Origin of the sequence: Lysinibacillus sp. Bpr_S20 (assembly GCF_023337835.1) — a bacterium.
GTDB lineage: Bacteria > Bacillota > Bacilli > Bacillales_A > Planococcaceae > Lysinibacillus.
Window position 1 is genome coordinate 125,754 of sequence record NZ_JALNLQ010000002.1, and the last position, 15,141, is coordinate 140,894.

The 15,141-nt window shown below is 40.8% G+C and carries 11 protein-coding genes and 1 riboswitch; all 11 genes read left to right on the forward strand.

All coding sequences use genetic code 11. The features are described 5' to 3' along the window. The first annotated feature begins 225 nt into the window (after positions 1-225). The 11 genes from MWJ95_RS05230 to MWJ95_RS05280 all read left to right on the forward strand — a co-directional run bounded on the left by MWJ95_RS05230 (position 226) and on the right by MWJ95_RS05280 (position 14,887). On the forward strand, positions 226-615 hold the full coding sequence (locus MWJ95_RS05230; protein ID WP_249104646.1) for a MerR family transcriptional regulator: 390 nt from the start codon (positions 226-228) through the stop codon (positions 613-615). Continuing rightward, positions 608-2,110 (forward strand): class I adenylate-forming enzyme family protein, encoded by a 1,503-nt coding sequence (locus tag MWJ95_RS05235; protein ID WP_249104648.1) that lies wholly within the window; start codon positions 608-610, stop codon positions 2,108-2,110. The genes MWJ95_RS05230 and MWJ95_RS05235 overlap by 8 nt, the downstream gene beginning before the upstream one ends. A gap of 1 nt (position 2,111) precedes the next feature. Further along, on the forward strand, positions 2,112-3,779 hold the full coding sequence (locus tag MWJ95_RS05240; protein ID WP_249104650.1) for an acyl-CoA dehydrogenase family protein: 1,668 nt from the start codon (positions 2,112-2,114) through the stop codon (positions 3,777-3,779). A 78-nt stretch (positions 3,780-3,857) separates the two neighbouring features. Continuing rightward, a riboswitch (cobalamin riboswitch) is annotated at positions 3,858-4,040 on the forward strand. A 355-nt stretch (positions 4,041-4,395) separates the two neighbouring features. Then, entirely contained in the window at positions 4,396-5,361 is a 966-nt protein-coding gene (locus MWJ95_RS05245; protein WP_249104651.1) for an ABC transporter substrate-binding protein, read from the forward strand. Further along, entirely contained in the window at positions 5,358-6,359 is a 1,002-nt protein-coding gene (locus MWJ95_RS05250; RefSeq protein WP_249075184.1) for a FecCD family ABC transporter permease, read from the forward strand. Before MWJ95_RS05245 ends, MWJ95_RS05250 begins: the two co-directional genes overlap by 4 nt. Beyond that, entirely contained in the window at positions 6,356-7,828 is a 1,473-nt protein-coding gene (locus tag MWJ95_RS05255; protein WP_249075183.1) for an adenosylcobinamide amidohydrolase, read from the forward strand. Before MWJ95_RS05250 ends, MWJ95_RS05255 begins: the two co-directional genes overlap by 4 nt. A gap of 55 nt (positions 7,829-7,883) precedes the next feature. Continuing rightward, positions 7,884-8,447 carry a cob(I)yrinic acid a,c-diamide adenosyltransferase gene (locus MWJ95_RS05260; RefSeq protein ID WP_249075182.1) on the forward strand — a complete coding sequence of 188 codons (564 nt, stop codon included), beginning with the start codon at positions 7,884-7,886 and terminating at the stop codon, positions 8,445-8,447. 621 nt (positions 8,448-9,068) lie between these two features. Beyond that, positions 9,069-11,291, forward strand: a complete 2,223-nt coding sequence (locus tag MWJ95_RS05265; RefSeq protein WP_249075181.1) for a heterodisulfide reductase-related iron-sulfur binding cluster — start codon at positions 9,069-9,071, stop codon at positions 11,289-11,291. 333 nt (positions 11,292-11,624) lie between these two features. Next, positions 11,625-12,830 (forward strand): acetyl-CoA C-acetyltransferase, encoded by a 1,206-nt coding sequence (locus MWJ95_RS05270; protein ID WP_249104653.1) that lies wholly within the window; start codon positions 11,625-11,627, stop codon positions 12,828-12,830. After that, positions 12,830-13,681, forward strand: a complete 852-nt coding sequence (locus tag MWJ95_RS05275; protein WP_249104925.1) for a 3-hydroxybutyryl-CoA dehydrogenase — start codon at positions 12,830-12,832, stop codon at positions 13,679-13,681. Before MWJ95_RS05270 ends, MWJ95_RS05275 begins: the two co-directional genes overlap by 1 nt. Positions 13,682-13,750: 69 nt before the next feature. Next, positions 13,751-14,887 (forward strand): acyl-CoA dehydrogenase, encoded by a 1,137-nt coding sequence (locus MWJ95_RS05280; RefSeq protein ID WP_249075179.1) that lies wholly within the window; start codon positions 13,751-13,753, stop codon positions 14,885-14,887. The last annotated feature ends 254 nt before the right edge of the window (positions 14,888-15,141 follow it).

The following is a 15,141-nucleotide window of genomic DNA, read 5'->3' on the forward strand; positions in this document are numbered from 1 at the left end:
AAACTCAGGATTGAAAAACTTTTAATAGAATTTTACACAATATCAAGAACTGGATGGATAGATCCGCCGAAGCGACGGAAAGAGTTGTCGAAGTGCCAGGTGAAATCCCTGACCGAATCAATTTCTCTCATTAAAACTATTATTTTCTATAAAATTCATAAATCTCGTTGCGGTTTACGCTAACGTCAATGCTATACTAATGGAAAATGGGAGAGGGGGATGCTGTTGAAGACGATTAAAGAAGTGGCTAAGCAGTTTAATGTTTCAACACGGACAATTAGATATTATGAGGAGCTAGGGCTACTTAATCCTAATCGATCATCTACTAATCAGCGAACCTTTTCAAAAAAAGAATTAGCGAAGCTTAAACTTATTTTCCGAGGGAAGCGTTACGGTTTTTCACTTGAGGAGATTAAGGAGATGGTATTGCTGTTTGATCTTGATCGCACAGGCGTACAGCAGTTGGAGCGTACGGTCGAATATGGAGAGCAAAAAATTCAAGAGATTGATAGTAAGATAGCAGAGCTTACACAGATGAAAAACGAGTTACAGCAATTACAAGGCATTTTTATAGAAAAATTAGCGACTTTTAAGGGAGAGATGCACGATGAATAGTTCGAATTTGTTGGCACGTAATGCGCGAAAATACCCTATGAGTGAAGCAGTTGTTTGTCAGGGCAGTCGAATGACTTATCGTGATTTAGATGAGCAGGTGACACGTCTTAGTCATGTCTTATTAGAACAAGGTGTGTGGCAAGGCGATAAAGTTATCCTTTTTATGCCTAATGTTATCGAGTTTGTTGTTAGTTATTTTGCTATTCAGCGTATTGGAGCTATTGTCGTTCCAGTAAATGCGAAATTTACACTGCAAGAGGTTGAGTACGTAGCACAGCATGCTGATGCTAAGGCTATTCTAGTACATGAGGCAATTTTTGCAGCAGTTGACAACATCAAGGTAGTCCCTTTAAAAATCAAAACAGGTCAAGAGCAGGCTGGTTGGCTAAGCTATGAAACACTTATTCAACAGGCAAGCAATCAAACAATTGACTGCCAGTTGAATGAGGATGATGTTTCAACGATTTTATATACATCAGGCACAACGGGGAAACCAAAGGGGGTATTGTTTAGCTATCGCAATATTTTAACTGTAGCGCAAATGATTGCAGTGGAAATGGAAGTAAAGCCAGAAAGCCGAATCCTTCTTATGATGCCGTTGACGCATTCAGCTCCATTACATTTGTTTTTAATGGCGGGAATGCTTATAGGCTCAACAAATGTGTTAACGCCAACATTTACACCAGATTTGTTGATTGATGCAATCGAGCAAGAAAGAACAACACATTTCTTTGGCGCACCTGTCGCTTATTTGTTAACTGCTCAACTGCCAAGATTGCAAACAGCTGATTTATCATCGATGAAATGGTGGATTTATGGTGGCGCACCGTTATCACAAAAAGAAATCCACGCTATCCAAAAAGCTTTCCGAACGGATAATGTGACGTGTGTCTATGGCTTAACAGAGGCGGGCCCAAGCGGTTCGTTATTGTTTGGCAAAGAGCATGCAAGGAAGGCGGGGAGCATTGGTCGACGTGCACCACTTGGAGCGGAGTTACGTATTATCAACGACAATGGTGAAGAAGTCAGTGTTGGTGAAGTAGGAGAAATTGTGTTATTCGGTGAGGGCAATATGCTGGGCTATTACAAAGATGATATCGCAACAAAGGCTGCATTTATAGATGGCTGGCTGAAGACGGGTGATTTAGCTCGTATAGATGAGGACGGTTATATTTGGATTGTCGATCGTAAAAAGGATGTCATTTTGTCAGGCGGTGTGAATATTTACCCGAAAGAAATTGAAGATAGTATGTTGAGCTATGAGGGGATATTTGAAGTTGCTGTAATAGGTGTGCCACATCCGGAATGGGGAGAAACGGTGAAGGCCGTTTATGCCGCTAAAACAGAAATTGACGAGATCGAACTTAAAGCTCATTTGGAGGAGCATCTTGCTAAATATAAAATTCCACGCATCTTTGAACGTGTGGAAGCGCTACCACGAAATGCATCGGGCAAAATACTAAAACAAACCTTGAAGGGGCAAGAGGTGAAATAGCATGAAGGTTTTACAGCGGGAAGAAATGAAAACAACAAACTTTTTTAAAGATAATGATACACTTCAAAAAGTTTTAGAAATGATGCTAGATAAAGAGTTTGTGGAATATGCAACACGTGAGCTAACAGATTTCGGTGAGCTTTGTGCAGGAGATATTGATGTGAGGGCCAAGCATACGGATAGAGAGGGCGAACCTCGATTACAAAGGTATAATGCCTATGGGGAAGAAGTGTCAAAGGTTTGGGTCAATGAAGGGTATAAAAAAACAATTGAAGAGACGTACAATACCGGCATTGTGGGCTATGTGCATAAGAATATTCCGCAACTAGGTAGAAAGGGCAATTATGTGTATAGCTTTGCTCAAGGTTATATACTATCACATGCCGAACCAGGTTTTTATTGTCCGGTTACGTTAACGATGGCAACGGCGTATTTACTGGATCATTACGCGAGTGATGAGGTGAAGGAGCGCTTTTTACCACATGTTTGTGCAACAGGAGAGACGGAGCTATATGAAGGGGCTACATTTTTAACGGAGCGTCAAGGTGGCTCTGATGTTGGTGCGAATGTTGTAGAAGCAAGACAGGAAGGCAATCAGTATCGTTTATATGGGGAGAAATATTTTGCATCTAACGCAGGAATGTGTGGCGTAACTATGGTATTGGCTCGCATGGAAGGGGCTAAGGCAGGCTCAAAGGGCTTAACATTGTTTGCTGTTCCATGGCGAAATGAGGATGGCACTGTGAATAACCTTCGAATTCGGCGTTTAAAAGATAAACTTGGTGTTAGAGCAGTACCTTCTGGTGAAGTAGAATTTGATGGTGCGCTAGCCTATGTTGTAGGTGACCCTGATAAAGGGATTTACTACATGCTCGAGGCGCTTAATTTATCAAGAATTTGCAATGCAGTTGCTTCTATCGGCATTATGCGCCGCGGATATTTAGAGGCGAAGCACTATGTAACAAATCGTCATGCGTTTGGTAAACCTTTAACACAATATCCTATGATTCAAGATACGCTAGGGAAATTCGCTGCCAAGCTTCATGTAGAAGTTGCTACGGTTTTTGATGTTATTCAGCTGTACGATAAAGTAACGAGCGGGCAGGGCAAAAAAGAGGACATCATTTTGAATCGTTTGTATATTGCGATCATGAAAAAAGAAACGGCGGAGCAAGCTGTACATTATGCTAGTGAAGCCATTGAATTACATGGCGGAAACGGCTATATTGAAGATTTTGTTACACCTCGGTTATTACGAGATGCACAGGTACTTACTGTGTGGGAGGGGACTGCGAATATTTTAGCCTTAGAGCTTATTCGTTTAGTTGAAAAGTTTCATGTGCACGAAATGTTTGTCCGTGTCATGGAGGAACGTTTAGAAAAATTAGCTGACAGTCCATTAGTCGAAATTGTAGTGGATCAATTAGCAAAACTAGATTCAACGTTGCAAACATTTAGCCGTTTAGATGATGCTACGAAAACGTTTGAGGCAAAAAAGGTCGCAGAGAAAATGGCGCATTTATATGAAAGTGTGGTAGCGGTCGAATGGGCTCAAAAATTCGGTGGCAAATATGAGAAACTAGCAGATATTTATTTAGAGAACACATGGTCATTGCGTGAATTGGGTGCACCAATGAAAACGGTACAGTATTTTTCGGATATAGTGTAACTTCTTTGGCGCATAATGGATTTAATTGGGGGTCGTCTCGAATGGAGGCGACTTCTTTAATTTTCATGTATAATAAAATCAACTGAAAATTATAAAGGTTCTTTACTTAAGTAAAGTGAAAAGGGAAATCGGTGTAATTCCGATGCGGTCCCGCCACTGTATGTGTGAGTTTTTTCAATCTGCGCCACTGAAAATTTCGGGAAGGCTTGAAAAAGCGTATGTAGCACGAGCCAGGAGACCTGCCTTTATAGAAAACACGTTGTAGCCTACGAGGATAGGATGGTGGATTTTGTCATGGATTTTTTTGTGCAAATTTGACCCCCTCATTGTTTTCTGATGAGGGGTATTTGTTTTGGAAGATGAATGTCGATATATTTAAAAAATGGGCGATAAACTCACAATGTTAGGTGATAAATCGACAAAGTTGGGTGATAAACTCAAAATGTTGGGCGATAAATCTACATAGTTAGGTGATAAACTCAAAATGTTTGTGATAAACCTGCAACATTGAGCAATAAACCACAACATTAGCAGATGAAAATCTGAAAAGTATCGATCAATCAGAAAAACAAGTCGTTAAAAACTATATGCACAGGACTAAGGGGGATTTATTCACATGAAGAAAATTTGGAAAATAGGATTATCAGCATTTTTGGCAATTGGCTTGCTTGCTGCATGTAATACAAAAGAGGCAACAAAAGAAAAGCCCTCATCTACTGAACAACAAGAGGCAACGAAAGTAGATCAAGCAACATTCCCAATGACGTTAACGGATGCTACTGGCAAAGATATTACGCTAGAAGCACCTCCTGAAAAAATAGTCTCTCTCATTCCAAGTAACACTGAAATTTTATTTGGTCTTGGCTTAAATGATGAAATAGTGGGTGTAACAGATAATGACGATTATCCAGTAGAGGCTACTAAAAAAGAAAAGGTTGGCGGCATAGATTATAATATTGAACAAATTGTTGCTTTATCGCCAGATATTGTTCTTGCGCATGCATCGGGTATGAGCTATTCAAAAGGAGCAATTGAACAGCTTGAGGCTGCAGGTGTGAAAGTATTTGTAGTAGCGGATGCAAAAAACTTTAATGAAACTTACACAACGATTGAACAGCTTGGTCGTGCAACAGGAAAACTAGAAGAGGCTAAAAAAATAGTCGCAAATATGAAGGCAAAAGTGAAAGAAGTTGAAACAAAACTTGAGGGTGTTGAGCCAAAGAAAGTCTTTGTAGAATCTTCTGATGAGCCACAAATTTATACAGCTGGTAAAGGTACATTTATGAATGAAATGCTTCAAATGATTCATGCCGAAAATGTAGCAGCAGATTCAAACAACTGGTATGAAATTGATGCTGAACAAATTATCGCAAAAAATCCAGATGTCATTGTTGTCGCCTATAATTATGTACCTGATATTTTAACAAAAATACCGCAACGTCCAGGCTTTGAGACAATCTCTGCCGTGAAAAATAAAGCCATTGTACAAGTCGATGAAAATACGACAAGTCGTCAAGGTCCTCGTTTAGCAGATGGTCTTGAGGAATTAGCAAAGGCTGTCTACCCTGAGGCATTTAAATGAGTAAAACAATTGTAGCCTATGTAACAGCAATTACGCTTCTAATCATTAGCATCTGGTGTGGTGTGGCGATAGGCTCGGTTCATATTCCACTAGAAGTATTGTGGAATAAAGCGGCTGATGAAACAGCTGCCAATATTTTATGGAAAATTCGATTACCTCGAGTCCTGTTGGCAGGGCTTGTAGGGGCGTCACTTGCCATTGCAGGGGCAGCTTTTCAAGGCTTATTAAAAAACCCGTTGGCTGACCCTTATACGTTAGGGGTTTCCTCTGGTGCATCCGTTGGCGCAGTTATGACGATTTTTTTTAGTTTATCAATACCTGTAGTAGGCCATTTTACATTGCCAATCTTTAGTATGATAGGTGCCATATTAACGATGGTAGCTGTCATGGGCTTTGCTAGAATAGTAGATCGCTCGCTAAAAATGGAAACGCTTATTTTAACAGGGGTTATCTTTAGTTCATTTTTAGGTTCCTTGATTTCATTAATGATTGCATTATCTGGTGAGGAGCTACGCCAAGTTATCGGGTGGCTGCTAGGCTCAGTATCTATGCGTGGTTGGCCATATGTTCAGATGATTATTCCGTTTGTCATAATTGGCTCAATAATGCTTTGGACGCAAAGACGCGAGTTAAATGTTTTGTTATATGGTGAAGAACGTGCGAAGCATTTAGGTGTCAATGTTAAACGCAGTAAATATATTATTTTAGTAGGTGGATCTATGTTGACAGGAGCAGCGGTAGCTGTTTCTGGAACAATTGGTTTCGTGGGTTTAGTTGTTCCTCATATGACGAGAATGGTTTGGGGTTCCGATCATCGTCATTTATTGCCATTATCGTTTTTAAATGGGGCAACTTTGCTGATTATTTGTGATTTAGTAGCAAGAACGATTATTACACCAAGAGAGCTACCGATTGGTGTCATTACTGCATTTATTGGGGCGCCCGTTTTTTCCTATATTTTTTATAAACAACGTAGAAGCAAGGGGGTACGGGCATGATTGTTGTTGAACATCTTTCCGGCGGCTATGAAGACGTACCGATTGTCCATGATATAAGTTTTTCCGTTGAAAAAGGCAAAATACTAGGGATTTTAGGGCCGAATGGTAGCGGGAAATCCACACTGTTAAAAGTAATAAGTGGCATACTACCGGCAACCGCAGGCACTATATTAATAGATGGTCATACTATAAGCTCTTACAATGCCCGTGCATTAGCGAAGAAAATGGCAGTGCTACCACAATTACATGCTAATGCCTTTTCAAACAGTGTGCGGGAGGCAGTATCACTTGGACGTTATCCTCATCAAACAGGCTTCTTTTCAAGCTGGACTGATCGCGATGAACAAGCGGTCCAACATGCAATGATGCAAACAGGTGTGAAACGCTATGAACAGACACCGATGGAATTTTTGTCGGGCGGTGAACAGCAAAGAGTTTTTGTCGCGCAAGCTCTTGCACAAACAGCAGAAATATTGCTGCTAGATGAGCCAACGAACCATCTAGATATTGCGCATCAACGACAAATTTTAGATATGGTGCGAAAGGAAGCAATAGAACATGGTTTGACCGTGATTATGGTACTACATGATATGAATTTAGCTGCCCTCTATTGTGATGAATTATTATTAATGGAGGAAGGACGGATGCGGGCATTTGGAGCGCCACATGAAGTATTAATTGCTTCACAAATCGAAGAGGTCTATCATGCCCGAGTGACAACTTATGCACATCCAGAAATTCCAAAGCCTCAAATTACAATGATGCCAGCTTCAGTTGAACATCAGCAGCGTGCTGTCATTAAAAAGGAAAATTTCACTGTTACAGATCATTACATTAAGCTTCAATCAGAGTTTCCGTTGAAAACAGTGTCCTCAGCTGTTCATAATCCGGGTATCGGTTGGTATGATTGTCTGTTAAATCGCTCTGTACCAATAGATTATGTCATTAGTGATGTAAAGAGAGAGGTCGCTGAATTTTTACTAAATGAGCATTTTTCATCAACGAGTACCGTCGTCATGTTAACAGCTGTCCCAACAAATCTTGTTGCTATTAATGAATTTCAAGCTTCTTTTGGCAGCGTCTTAGTAGCTGTGACGGCTGGAGTTGGCAATGCTGTGGATGTGTCTCGCGCACATGAAAGACAAGGTGAACCATATATTGGTACTATTAATACATGGGTCATCGTTAATGGCTGTTTATCTGAAGAAGCGTTTTTCCAAGCAATGATGACAGCGAATGAGGCGAAAACAAAGGCATTGCAATCAGAAAATATTCGTGATGACCTTAGTGGTACAATTGCAACAGGTACAGCAACAGATAGTTTATTGATTGCAGCGACACAAAAAGGGGAGGAAATGCTGTACGGTGGACCCATTACGGATGTAGGCAAAATTATCGGTAAAGGTGTTTTTGAAACAACTGTGCAGGCAATTAAGAATTATCTTCATTCAGCAGATAGTTTTTTGTAGCGACAGCTACATGTCATGGCGAATTGCTAAAAATGAATTCTAGGAGATGAGAGAAATGAAGCTTTATACAAAAACAGGCGATACAGGTAAAACAAGTCTTATCGGAGGACGTGTTGATAAAGATAGCTTACGCGTAGAGACATATGGGGCAATCGATGAATTAAACTCTTTTATTGGTAAAGCTGTTAGTGAATTAGATCGTGAGTTATTTAAGGATATTTTAATTGATTTAGAAACGATTCAGCATGAGCTTTTTGATGCAGGTGGCGACCTTGCGAATGTCATGAAAGAGCGACATTATAAGCTAACAGAGAAGCCAATTGAAGTGCTGGAATCGCGTATTGATGCATTGTCAGAAGAGGCACCTCCGTTGCAGCGCTTTATTCTGCCAGGAGGTGCTCCGGCAGCTGCAACTTTACACATAGCTCGCACAGTAGCACGCCGAGCAGAGCGTCAAATGGTAACGCTTATGAAGGAAATCGAAGATGTACCGACAATTGTACAAAAATATTTAAATCGTTTATCTGATTATTTATTTGCGGTTGCACGTGTTGTTAATTTCCGATTGAATGTAGCGGATATCGAATATATTCGAAGCGGCAATGTTTTTAAAAAATAGCTTGATCAAATTACGCACATTACCTAAAGTTGTGGATGACATTTGATATAGGTTGATTGGAGTGGAGACTGGGCGACTCCTTGGGGATTAGCGACAGGGGAACGAAGGCTAAGAGCATCACGTCCTGTGATAACGCCTTCGTGACCAACATCGTGTTGCCCCGACGCCCCCAGGAAGCTCTGCTCTGCGCGAAAGCGAAGCGTCAGCGGCAAAGCGCCCAGTCGGAACGGAAATCAACCCCACGTTTTGCTAAACATATTAGTTTTAAAACGAAATAGCTAATTTGAAATTTACCGCACTAAAAAAGTCGATTTGTCATCAAAAAAATATGATGCGAATCGGCTTTTTTAGTATTTATATACAACTAAAAGAAAGATTTATAATATAAATGAATAAATCTCTTTAGTGGTTAGTAGCCATCATTAAAAATTCAGGGTGGCTTTTTTTCTTGTAAAATGTAAGAATATAAAATTATCAGAAATATTTCCGTTTTATGTTGACTGAATGCTCACTCATTTATTAGAATAGGAATATAATGATAGAATGACGTACATTTACGTATGAGCTAGCAAATTTATCACAAAGAGAGAAACTTACGACAAACTAAAGGGGGGACCAACCATGAGTCCATTAGTAATTGCAAACATTGTTCTAACAGTCGTGGTTGTGCTTTATGCAGTAGGATTGTTCTTCTATCTGTTAAAAACACGCTATAAGTTTGTACAATTGGGGAAAAAGGTTGAGTTTGATGAAAGTGTTAAAGAACGAGTTCGTTATCTTATGGTTAATGTACTTGGCCAAAACAAACTATTAAAGGATCCAAAGAGTGGTTTAATTCACGTCATGTTCTTCTATGGATTTTTGATGGTACAGTTAGGGGCCATTGATTTAATTTGGAAGGGGTTAGCACCTGGTTCTCATTTGCCGCTTGGTATTTTCTACAGTGTGTTTACATTCTTCCAAGAACTCGTAGTATTAATGATTTTAGTGGCGGTTGTCTGGGCATTTTATCGACGCTATATAGAAAAGCTAGTTCGTTTAAAACGAGGCTGGAAAAATGGTCTTGTCTTAATTTTCATTGGCGGGTTAATGGTATCTACATTACTTGCAAATGGTATGGGCATCATTTGGCATGGTGAAGAACTAACTTATACAGAGCCAGTTGCTTCTGGCATTGCTGCTATTTTTAGTTTCTTACCAGCATCAGCAGCGGCTGTTGTTTTCTATGTAATGTGGTGGGCGCACTTATTAATTCTTTTGACATTCTTAGTGTACGTACCACAATCGAAGCACTTCCACTTGATTGTAAGTCCAATTAATGTGTACATGAACCGTTTAGATCGTACAGGTACTCTAACACCTATCGATTTTGAAGCATTAGAAAATGCTGAAGATGAAGAGGATATTCCAGCCATTGGTGTTGGGCGTATTCAAGACTTCACACAAAAACAAATGCTAGATTTATATTCTTGTGTAGAGTGCGGGCGCTGTACAAATATGTGTCCAGCATCAGGAACAGGGAAAATGCTATCACCGATGGATTTAATCGTGAAGCTTCGTGATCATTTAACATTTACAGGTGCTGTTGTGACAAAGCAAAAGCCTTGGGTACCTTATCAATTCTTTGCGAATACAAAGGGCAATCAGCTAGCGATGGCAGCGGGCGCTGAGGGGGCAGTAATTGAAGATATCTACAGCCCTTCTTTAATCGGCGAAGTCATTACAGAAGAAGAGATTTGGGCATGTACAACGTGTCGTAACTGTGAAGATCAATGTCCTGTTATGAACGAGCATGTCGATAAAATTATTGATTTACGTCGTTACTTAACAATGACTGAAGGAAAAGTAAACCCTGATGCACAACGCGCGATGACAAATATCGAGCGTCAAGGTAATCCTTGGGGCTTAAACCGTAAAGAAAAAGAAAATTGGCGTGACTTAGATCCAACAATTCATATTCCAACAGTGAAAGAGCTGAAAAAATCAGGCGAAGAAATGGAATATTTATTCTGGGTAGGTTCGATGGGGGCATTTGATAACCGCTCACAAAAAATTGCATTAGCTTTCTGTCGTTTATTAAACGAGGCAGGCGTGAAGTTTGCGATTTTAGGAAATAAAGAGAAAAACTCAGGGGATACTCCTCGTCGTTTAGGAAATGAGTTCTTATTCCAAGAGCTGGCAACAGCAAATATCGATGAATTTGAGAAAAATGACGTGAAGAAAATCGTTACGATTGACCCACACGCTTATAATATCTTTAAAAATGAATACCAAGACTTCGGCTGGAAAGGTGAGGTCTACCACCATACTGAACTATTGAATCAATTGATTGATGAAAATCGACTAGCGTTAAATTACGAAGTTCATGAAACAATTGTTTTCCATGATTCTTGTTATTTAGGCCGTTATAACGATGTTTATGATGCACCGCGTGAGATATTACGTGGTATCCCAGGTGTTAAACTTGTGGAAATGGAGCGTAACCGTGAGACGGCAATGTGCTGTGGTGCGGGAGGCGGTTTAATGTGGATGGAAGAGCATGTAGGCAACCGTATTAACGTAGCACGAACAGAGCAAGCTTTAGCAACTGATGCATCCGTTATTTCTTCTGGCTGTCCGTACTGCTTAACAATGCTTGAGGATGGTACAAAGGCAAAAGAGGTTGAGGATTCAATCGGTACATTTGATGTTGCAGAACTTTTAGAGCGTTCTGTATTTGGTGAAAAAGTGAAAGCTGTCGAGGAATCTGTGGAAGAGGCAGCAGATGTAATGGTTGAAGAAGTAGTAGCTTCAGTGGATACTGTCGAACAAGACAAGAATACAGAAGCTAACGCAGAAAAATGATGGCTATTGCAGAAATATTTTTGTTATCTGAAAAATATAAATTGCACAATAAATAATTGTTTTGTAGAATAAGATTAAATGGAGATGGGAGTTAATCTAACTTCTTTCAGTGGGTATCCAAACACCCGCTGAAAGAAGTTAAAGCCTCCGGCGGATGTCATGGAATCGAAAAGGAGTGCTTTGTGCAAGCACAAAGCCGATTCCAGACGCAATTATGCCGAGGCATAATTGATACTAACTCCCATTTTTCATAGCTAGAGGTCGAGCGAGCGTTCAGTCAACGCAGATGCTCTAATACTTCTTCTAGAACGTAAAACAAAAGGGGTGTTTTACTTGAATAGAGCAGTAATTTTAGCAGGAGCAAGAACGGCATTCGGTAAGTTTGGAGGTTCACTATCCTCATTAAGTGCAAGTGATTTAGGTGCAGTCGCCATAAAAGGGGCACTTGAGAAAGCGAGTATTTCGCCTGATGAAGTGGATGAAGTAATTTTAGGCTCCGTTTTACAAGGGGGACAGGGCCAAATTCCTTCAAGGCAGGCTGCGATCAAAGCAAATTTACCAATAGCAGTGAAAACAGAAACGATCAACAAGGTTTGCGCGTCAGGGATGCGCGCAGTAACACTAGCGGATCAGCTCATTCGATTAGGGGACGAAGAAGTTATTATCGCTGGTGGTATGGAGTCTATGTCCAATGCACCGTATTATCTACAAAATGGTCGAACGGGCTTACGCATGGGCGACTCAACAATGGTGGATGGCATGCTATATGATGGTTTAACATGTGCCTTTCATAAGGCAAGGCCACATATGGGAAGCTATGGTAATATAACGGCAAAAGAATATTCGTTAAGCCGTGAAGAGCAGGATGCTTGGTCTGTTCGCAGTCATGAACGTGCACTTGCAGCAATTGAGAAAGGTTATTTCGCTGAAGAAATTGTGCCTGTGGAAATTCCACAACGTAAGGGAGAGCCGATTCAAGTCCATACAGATGAGGCGCCAAGAGCCGGTACGTCGATGGAGGTACTTGCCAAACTCAAGCCTGCCTTTGACAAGGATGGAACGATTACAGCAGGTAATGCACCTGGCGTTAACGATGGTGCATGTGCGCTAATAGTTATGAGTGAGGAACGTGCTGTTCGTGAAGGCAGAGAACCACTTGCAATTATTATCGGTCATGAAGAGATTGCTATTGAGCCAGAAAACTTCCCACAAACACCAGGGCTTGTCATTAACAAATTACTGAAAAAGACGGGGAAATCATTAGCCGATATTGATTTGGTCGAAATTAATGAAGCATTCGCAGCAGTAGCTCTTGTTAGCAAACAGCTGGCGGATTTAGATGCTGAAAAAATCAATGTTAATGGTGGCGCGGTTGCACTAGGTCATCCAATCGGAGCATCTGGAGCACGCATAATTTTAACACTTGCGCATGAATTAAAACGTCGTGGTGGTGGTATCGGAATTGCTGCTATCTGCTCAGGTGGAGGGCAAGGCGATGCGATCATGATTGAAGTACCGAAAACAGGGGGACACGAATGATGGGAATTCAAAAAGTAATGGTTATTGGTGCCGGGCAAATGGGCTCTGGCATTGCACAAGTTTGTGCACAAGCTGGCTTTGACGTAAAACTGAACGATATGAAGCAAGAATTTTTCGAACGTGGTCTAGGAGTGATAACGAAAAACCTGACGCGAGATGTCGAAAAAGGGCGTAAAACGGAGGATGAAAAGGCGGCTATTTTAGGTCGTATTAGTATGTCACTAGATTTACAGGATGCTAGTGACGTAGATATTATCATCGAGGCAGCAGTGGAAAACATGGAAGTGAAGCAATCCATCTTTAAGCAAATTGATCAGATTGCACCGGCACATGCCATTTTAGCTACGAATACATCATCTTTACCAATTACAGAAATTGCAGCTGTAACAAACCGTCCAGAGCAAGTAATTGGTATGCACTTTATGAATCCTGTACCTGTTATGAAGCTTGTAGAAATTATTAGAGGATTAGCTACAAGTGATGAAGTCTACAAGGCAGTTGAAGATATGACAGTGAAATTGTCGAAAACGCCAGTGGAAGTAAATGACTTCCCAGGCTTTATATCGAATCGTATTTTATTACCAATGATTAATGAAGCGATTTACGCATTGTATGAGGGTGTAGCATCGAAAGAAGCAATTGATGATGTGATGAAGCTCGGAATGAATCATCCGATGGGGCCGTTAACATTAGCAGACTTTATTGGACTTGATACATGTCTTTCTATTATGGAAATTTTACATGAGGGCTTAGGTGATAGTAAATATAGACCTTGTCCATTGCTTCGCAAATATGTGGCAGCTGGCTGGCTAGGTAAAAAATCTGGAAGAGGCTTTTACGTTTACGAATAATCCTATGGGGATGGGAAGATTCAAACGAAGTGCAATGCTACGGGACAACGTACAGGGGTGACATAATAGATGCATTTACAATTTACAGATGAACAAATAATGATGCGTGACATGGTTCGAAATTTTGCTCAGGAAAAAATTGAACCGTGGGTAGAACGTATGGAAGCAGGAGAGTTTCCACGTGAGCTCCTTGCACAAATGGGAGAATTAGGTTTAATGGGGATCACGACGCCTGAGGATTTAGGCGGCGCGGCGATGGATTTTACATCGTACATAATTGCTATTAATGAACTATCGAAGGTTAGTGCAGTAATGGGGGTTATTTTATCTGTACATACTTCGGTTGGAACAAACCCCATTATTTATTTCGGCAACGATGAACAGAAGAAACGTTATGTTCCAAAGCTTGCTGCAGGAGAATATTTAGGGGCATTTTGTTTAACAGAGCCTAGCGCAGGTTCTGATGCTGGCTCATTACAATCTAAAGCGGTGCGAGATGGAGATGAATATGTCATCAACGGCTCCAAAGTGTTTATTACAAACGGTGGGGAAGCGGATGTTTATATTGTCTTTGCCGCAACGAATCCTGCTGAAAAAACTCGTGGTATTTCAGCATTTATTGTTGAAAAAGGCACACCAGGCTTAATCATAGGTAAAGATGAACATAAAATGGGCTTACACGGCTCACGTACAGTTCAACTAACGTTCGACAACTGTCGCATACCAGCCACAAACCTTCTTGGGGAGGAAGGGGAAGGCTTTAAAATTGCAATGGCCAACTTAGATGTTGGGCGTATTGGAATCGCAGCACAAGCGCTAGGCATTGCCGAAGCAGCACTTGAGGCAGCTACTGCCTATGCAAAAGAACGTGTTCAATTTGGAAAGCCTATTGCGGTGCAACAAGGGGTTGGCTTCAAGCTTGCGGATATGGCGACGAGGATTGAATCAGCAAAATTACTAGTCTATCGTGCAGCGGATTTACGCACAAAAGGGTTATCGTGCGGAGCCGAGGCGTCGATGGCGAAACTTTTTGCCTCCCGTACGGCAGTGCAAACAGCAATAGACGCTATACAAATTTTTGGTGGTTATGGCTATACAAAAGACTATCCCGTAGAGCGTTATTTCCGAGATGCAAAGGTGACAGAAATTTACGAGGGTACAAGTGAAATTCAAAAGCTAGTCATTAGTAAACATTTACTTAAATAAGGCTTGGTGTTTGTTGCATTGTTGATTTTTCAAGGATGATGTCGATTGCTAAAAGAAAAAACTCGGGTAACCTGATGAACTGATCAGGTCGAGTAATAAACCGCTCGGGTAACCCGGAAAACTGATCAGGTAAAGCAATGAACCGCTCAGGTACCTCGAAGACTGCTCAGGTAACCAAAAGATTTGCTCAGTTTCTCGAAGTAATATTGCAGATACATTATCAAAATTGAAATCAACAATATAGCACGAATAGA

Bases quoted from the DNA above. Each gene is read 5' to 3' on its own strand.
- MWJ95_RS05235 (WP_249104648.1), top strand. From the start codon at position 608: ATGAATAGTTCGAATTTGTTGGCACGTAATGCGCGAAAATACCCTATG.
- MWJ95_RS05240 (WP_249104650.1), top strand. From the start codon at position 2,112: ATGAAGGTTTTACAGCGGGAAGAAATGAAAACAACAAACTTTTTTAAA.
- MWJ95_RS05245 (WP_249104651.1), top strand. From the start codon at position 4,396: ATGAAGAAAATTTGGAAAATAGGATTATCAGCATTTTTGGCAATTGGC.
- MWJ95_RS05250 (WP_249075184.1), top strand. From the start codon at position 5,358: ATGAGTAAAACAATTGTAGCCTATGTAACAGCAATTACGCTTCTAATC.
- MWJ95_RS05255 (WP_249075183.1), top strand. From the start codon at position 6,356: ATGATTGTTGTTGAACATCTTTCCGGCGGCTATGAAGACGTACCGATT.
- MWJ95_RS05260 (WP_249075182.1), top strand. From the start codon at position 7,884: ATGAAGCTTTATACAAAAACAGGCGATACAGGTAAAACAAGTCTTATC.
- MWJ95_RS05265 (WP_249075181.1), top strand. From the start codon at position 9,069: ATGAGTCCATTAGTAATTGCAAACATTGTTCTAACAGTCGTGGTTGTG.
- MWJ95_RS05275 (WP_249104925.1), top strand. From the start codon at position 12,830: ATGGGAATTCAAAAAGTAATGGTTATTGGTGCCGGGCAAATGGGCTCT.
- MWJ95_RS05280 (WP_249075179.1), top strand. From the start codon at position 13,751: ATGCATTTACAATTTACAGATGAACAAATAATGATGCGTGACATGGTT.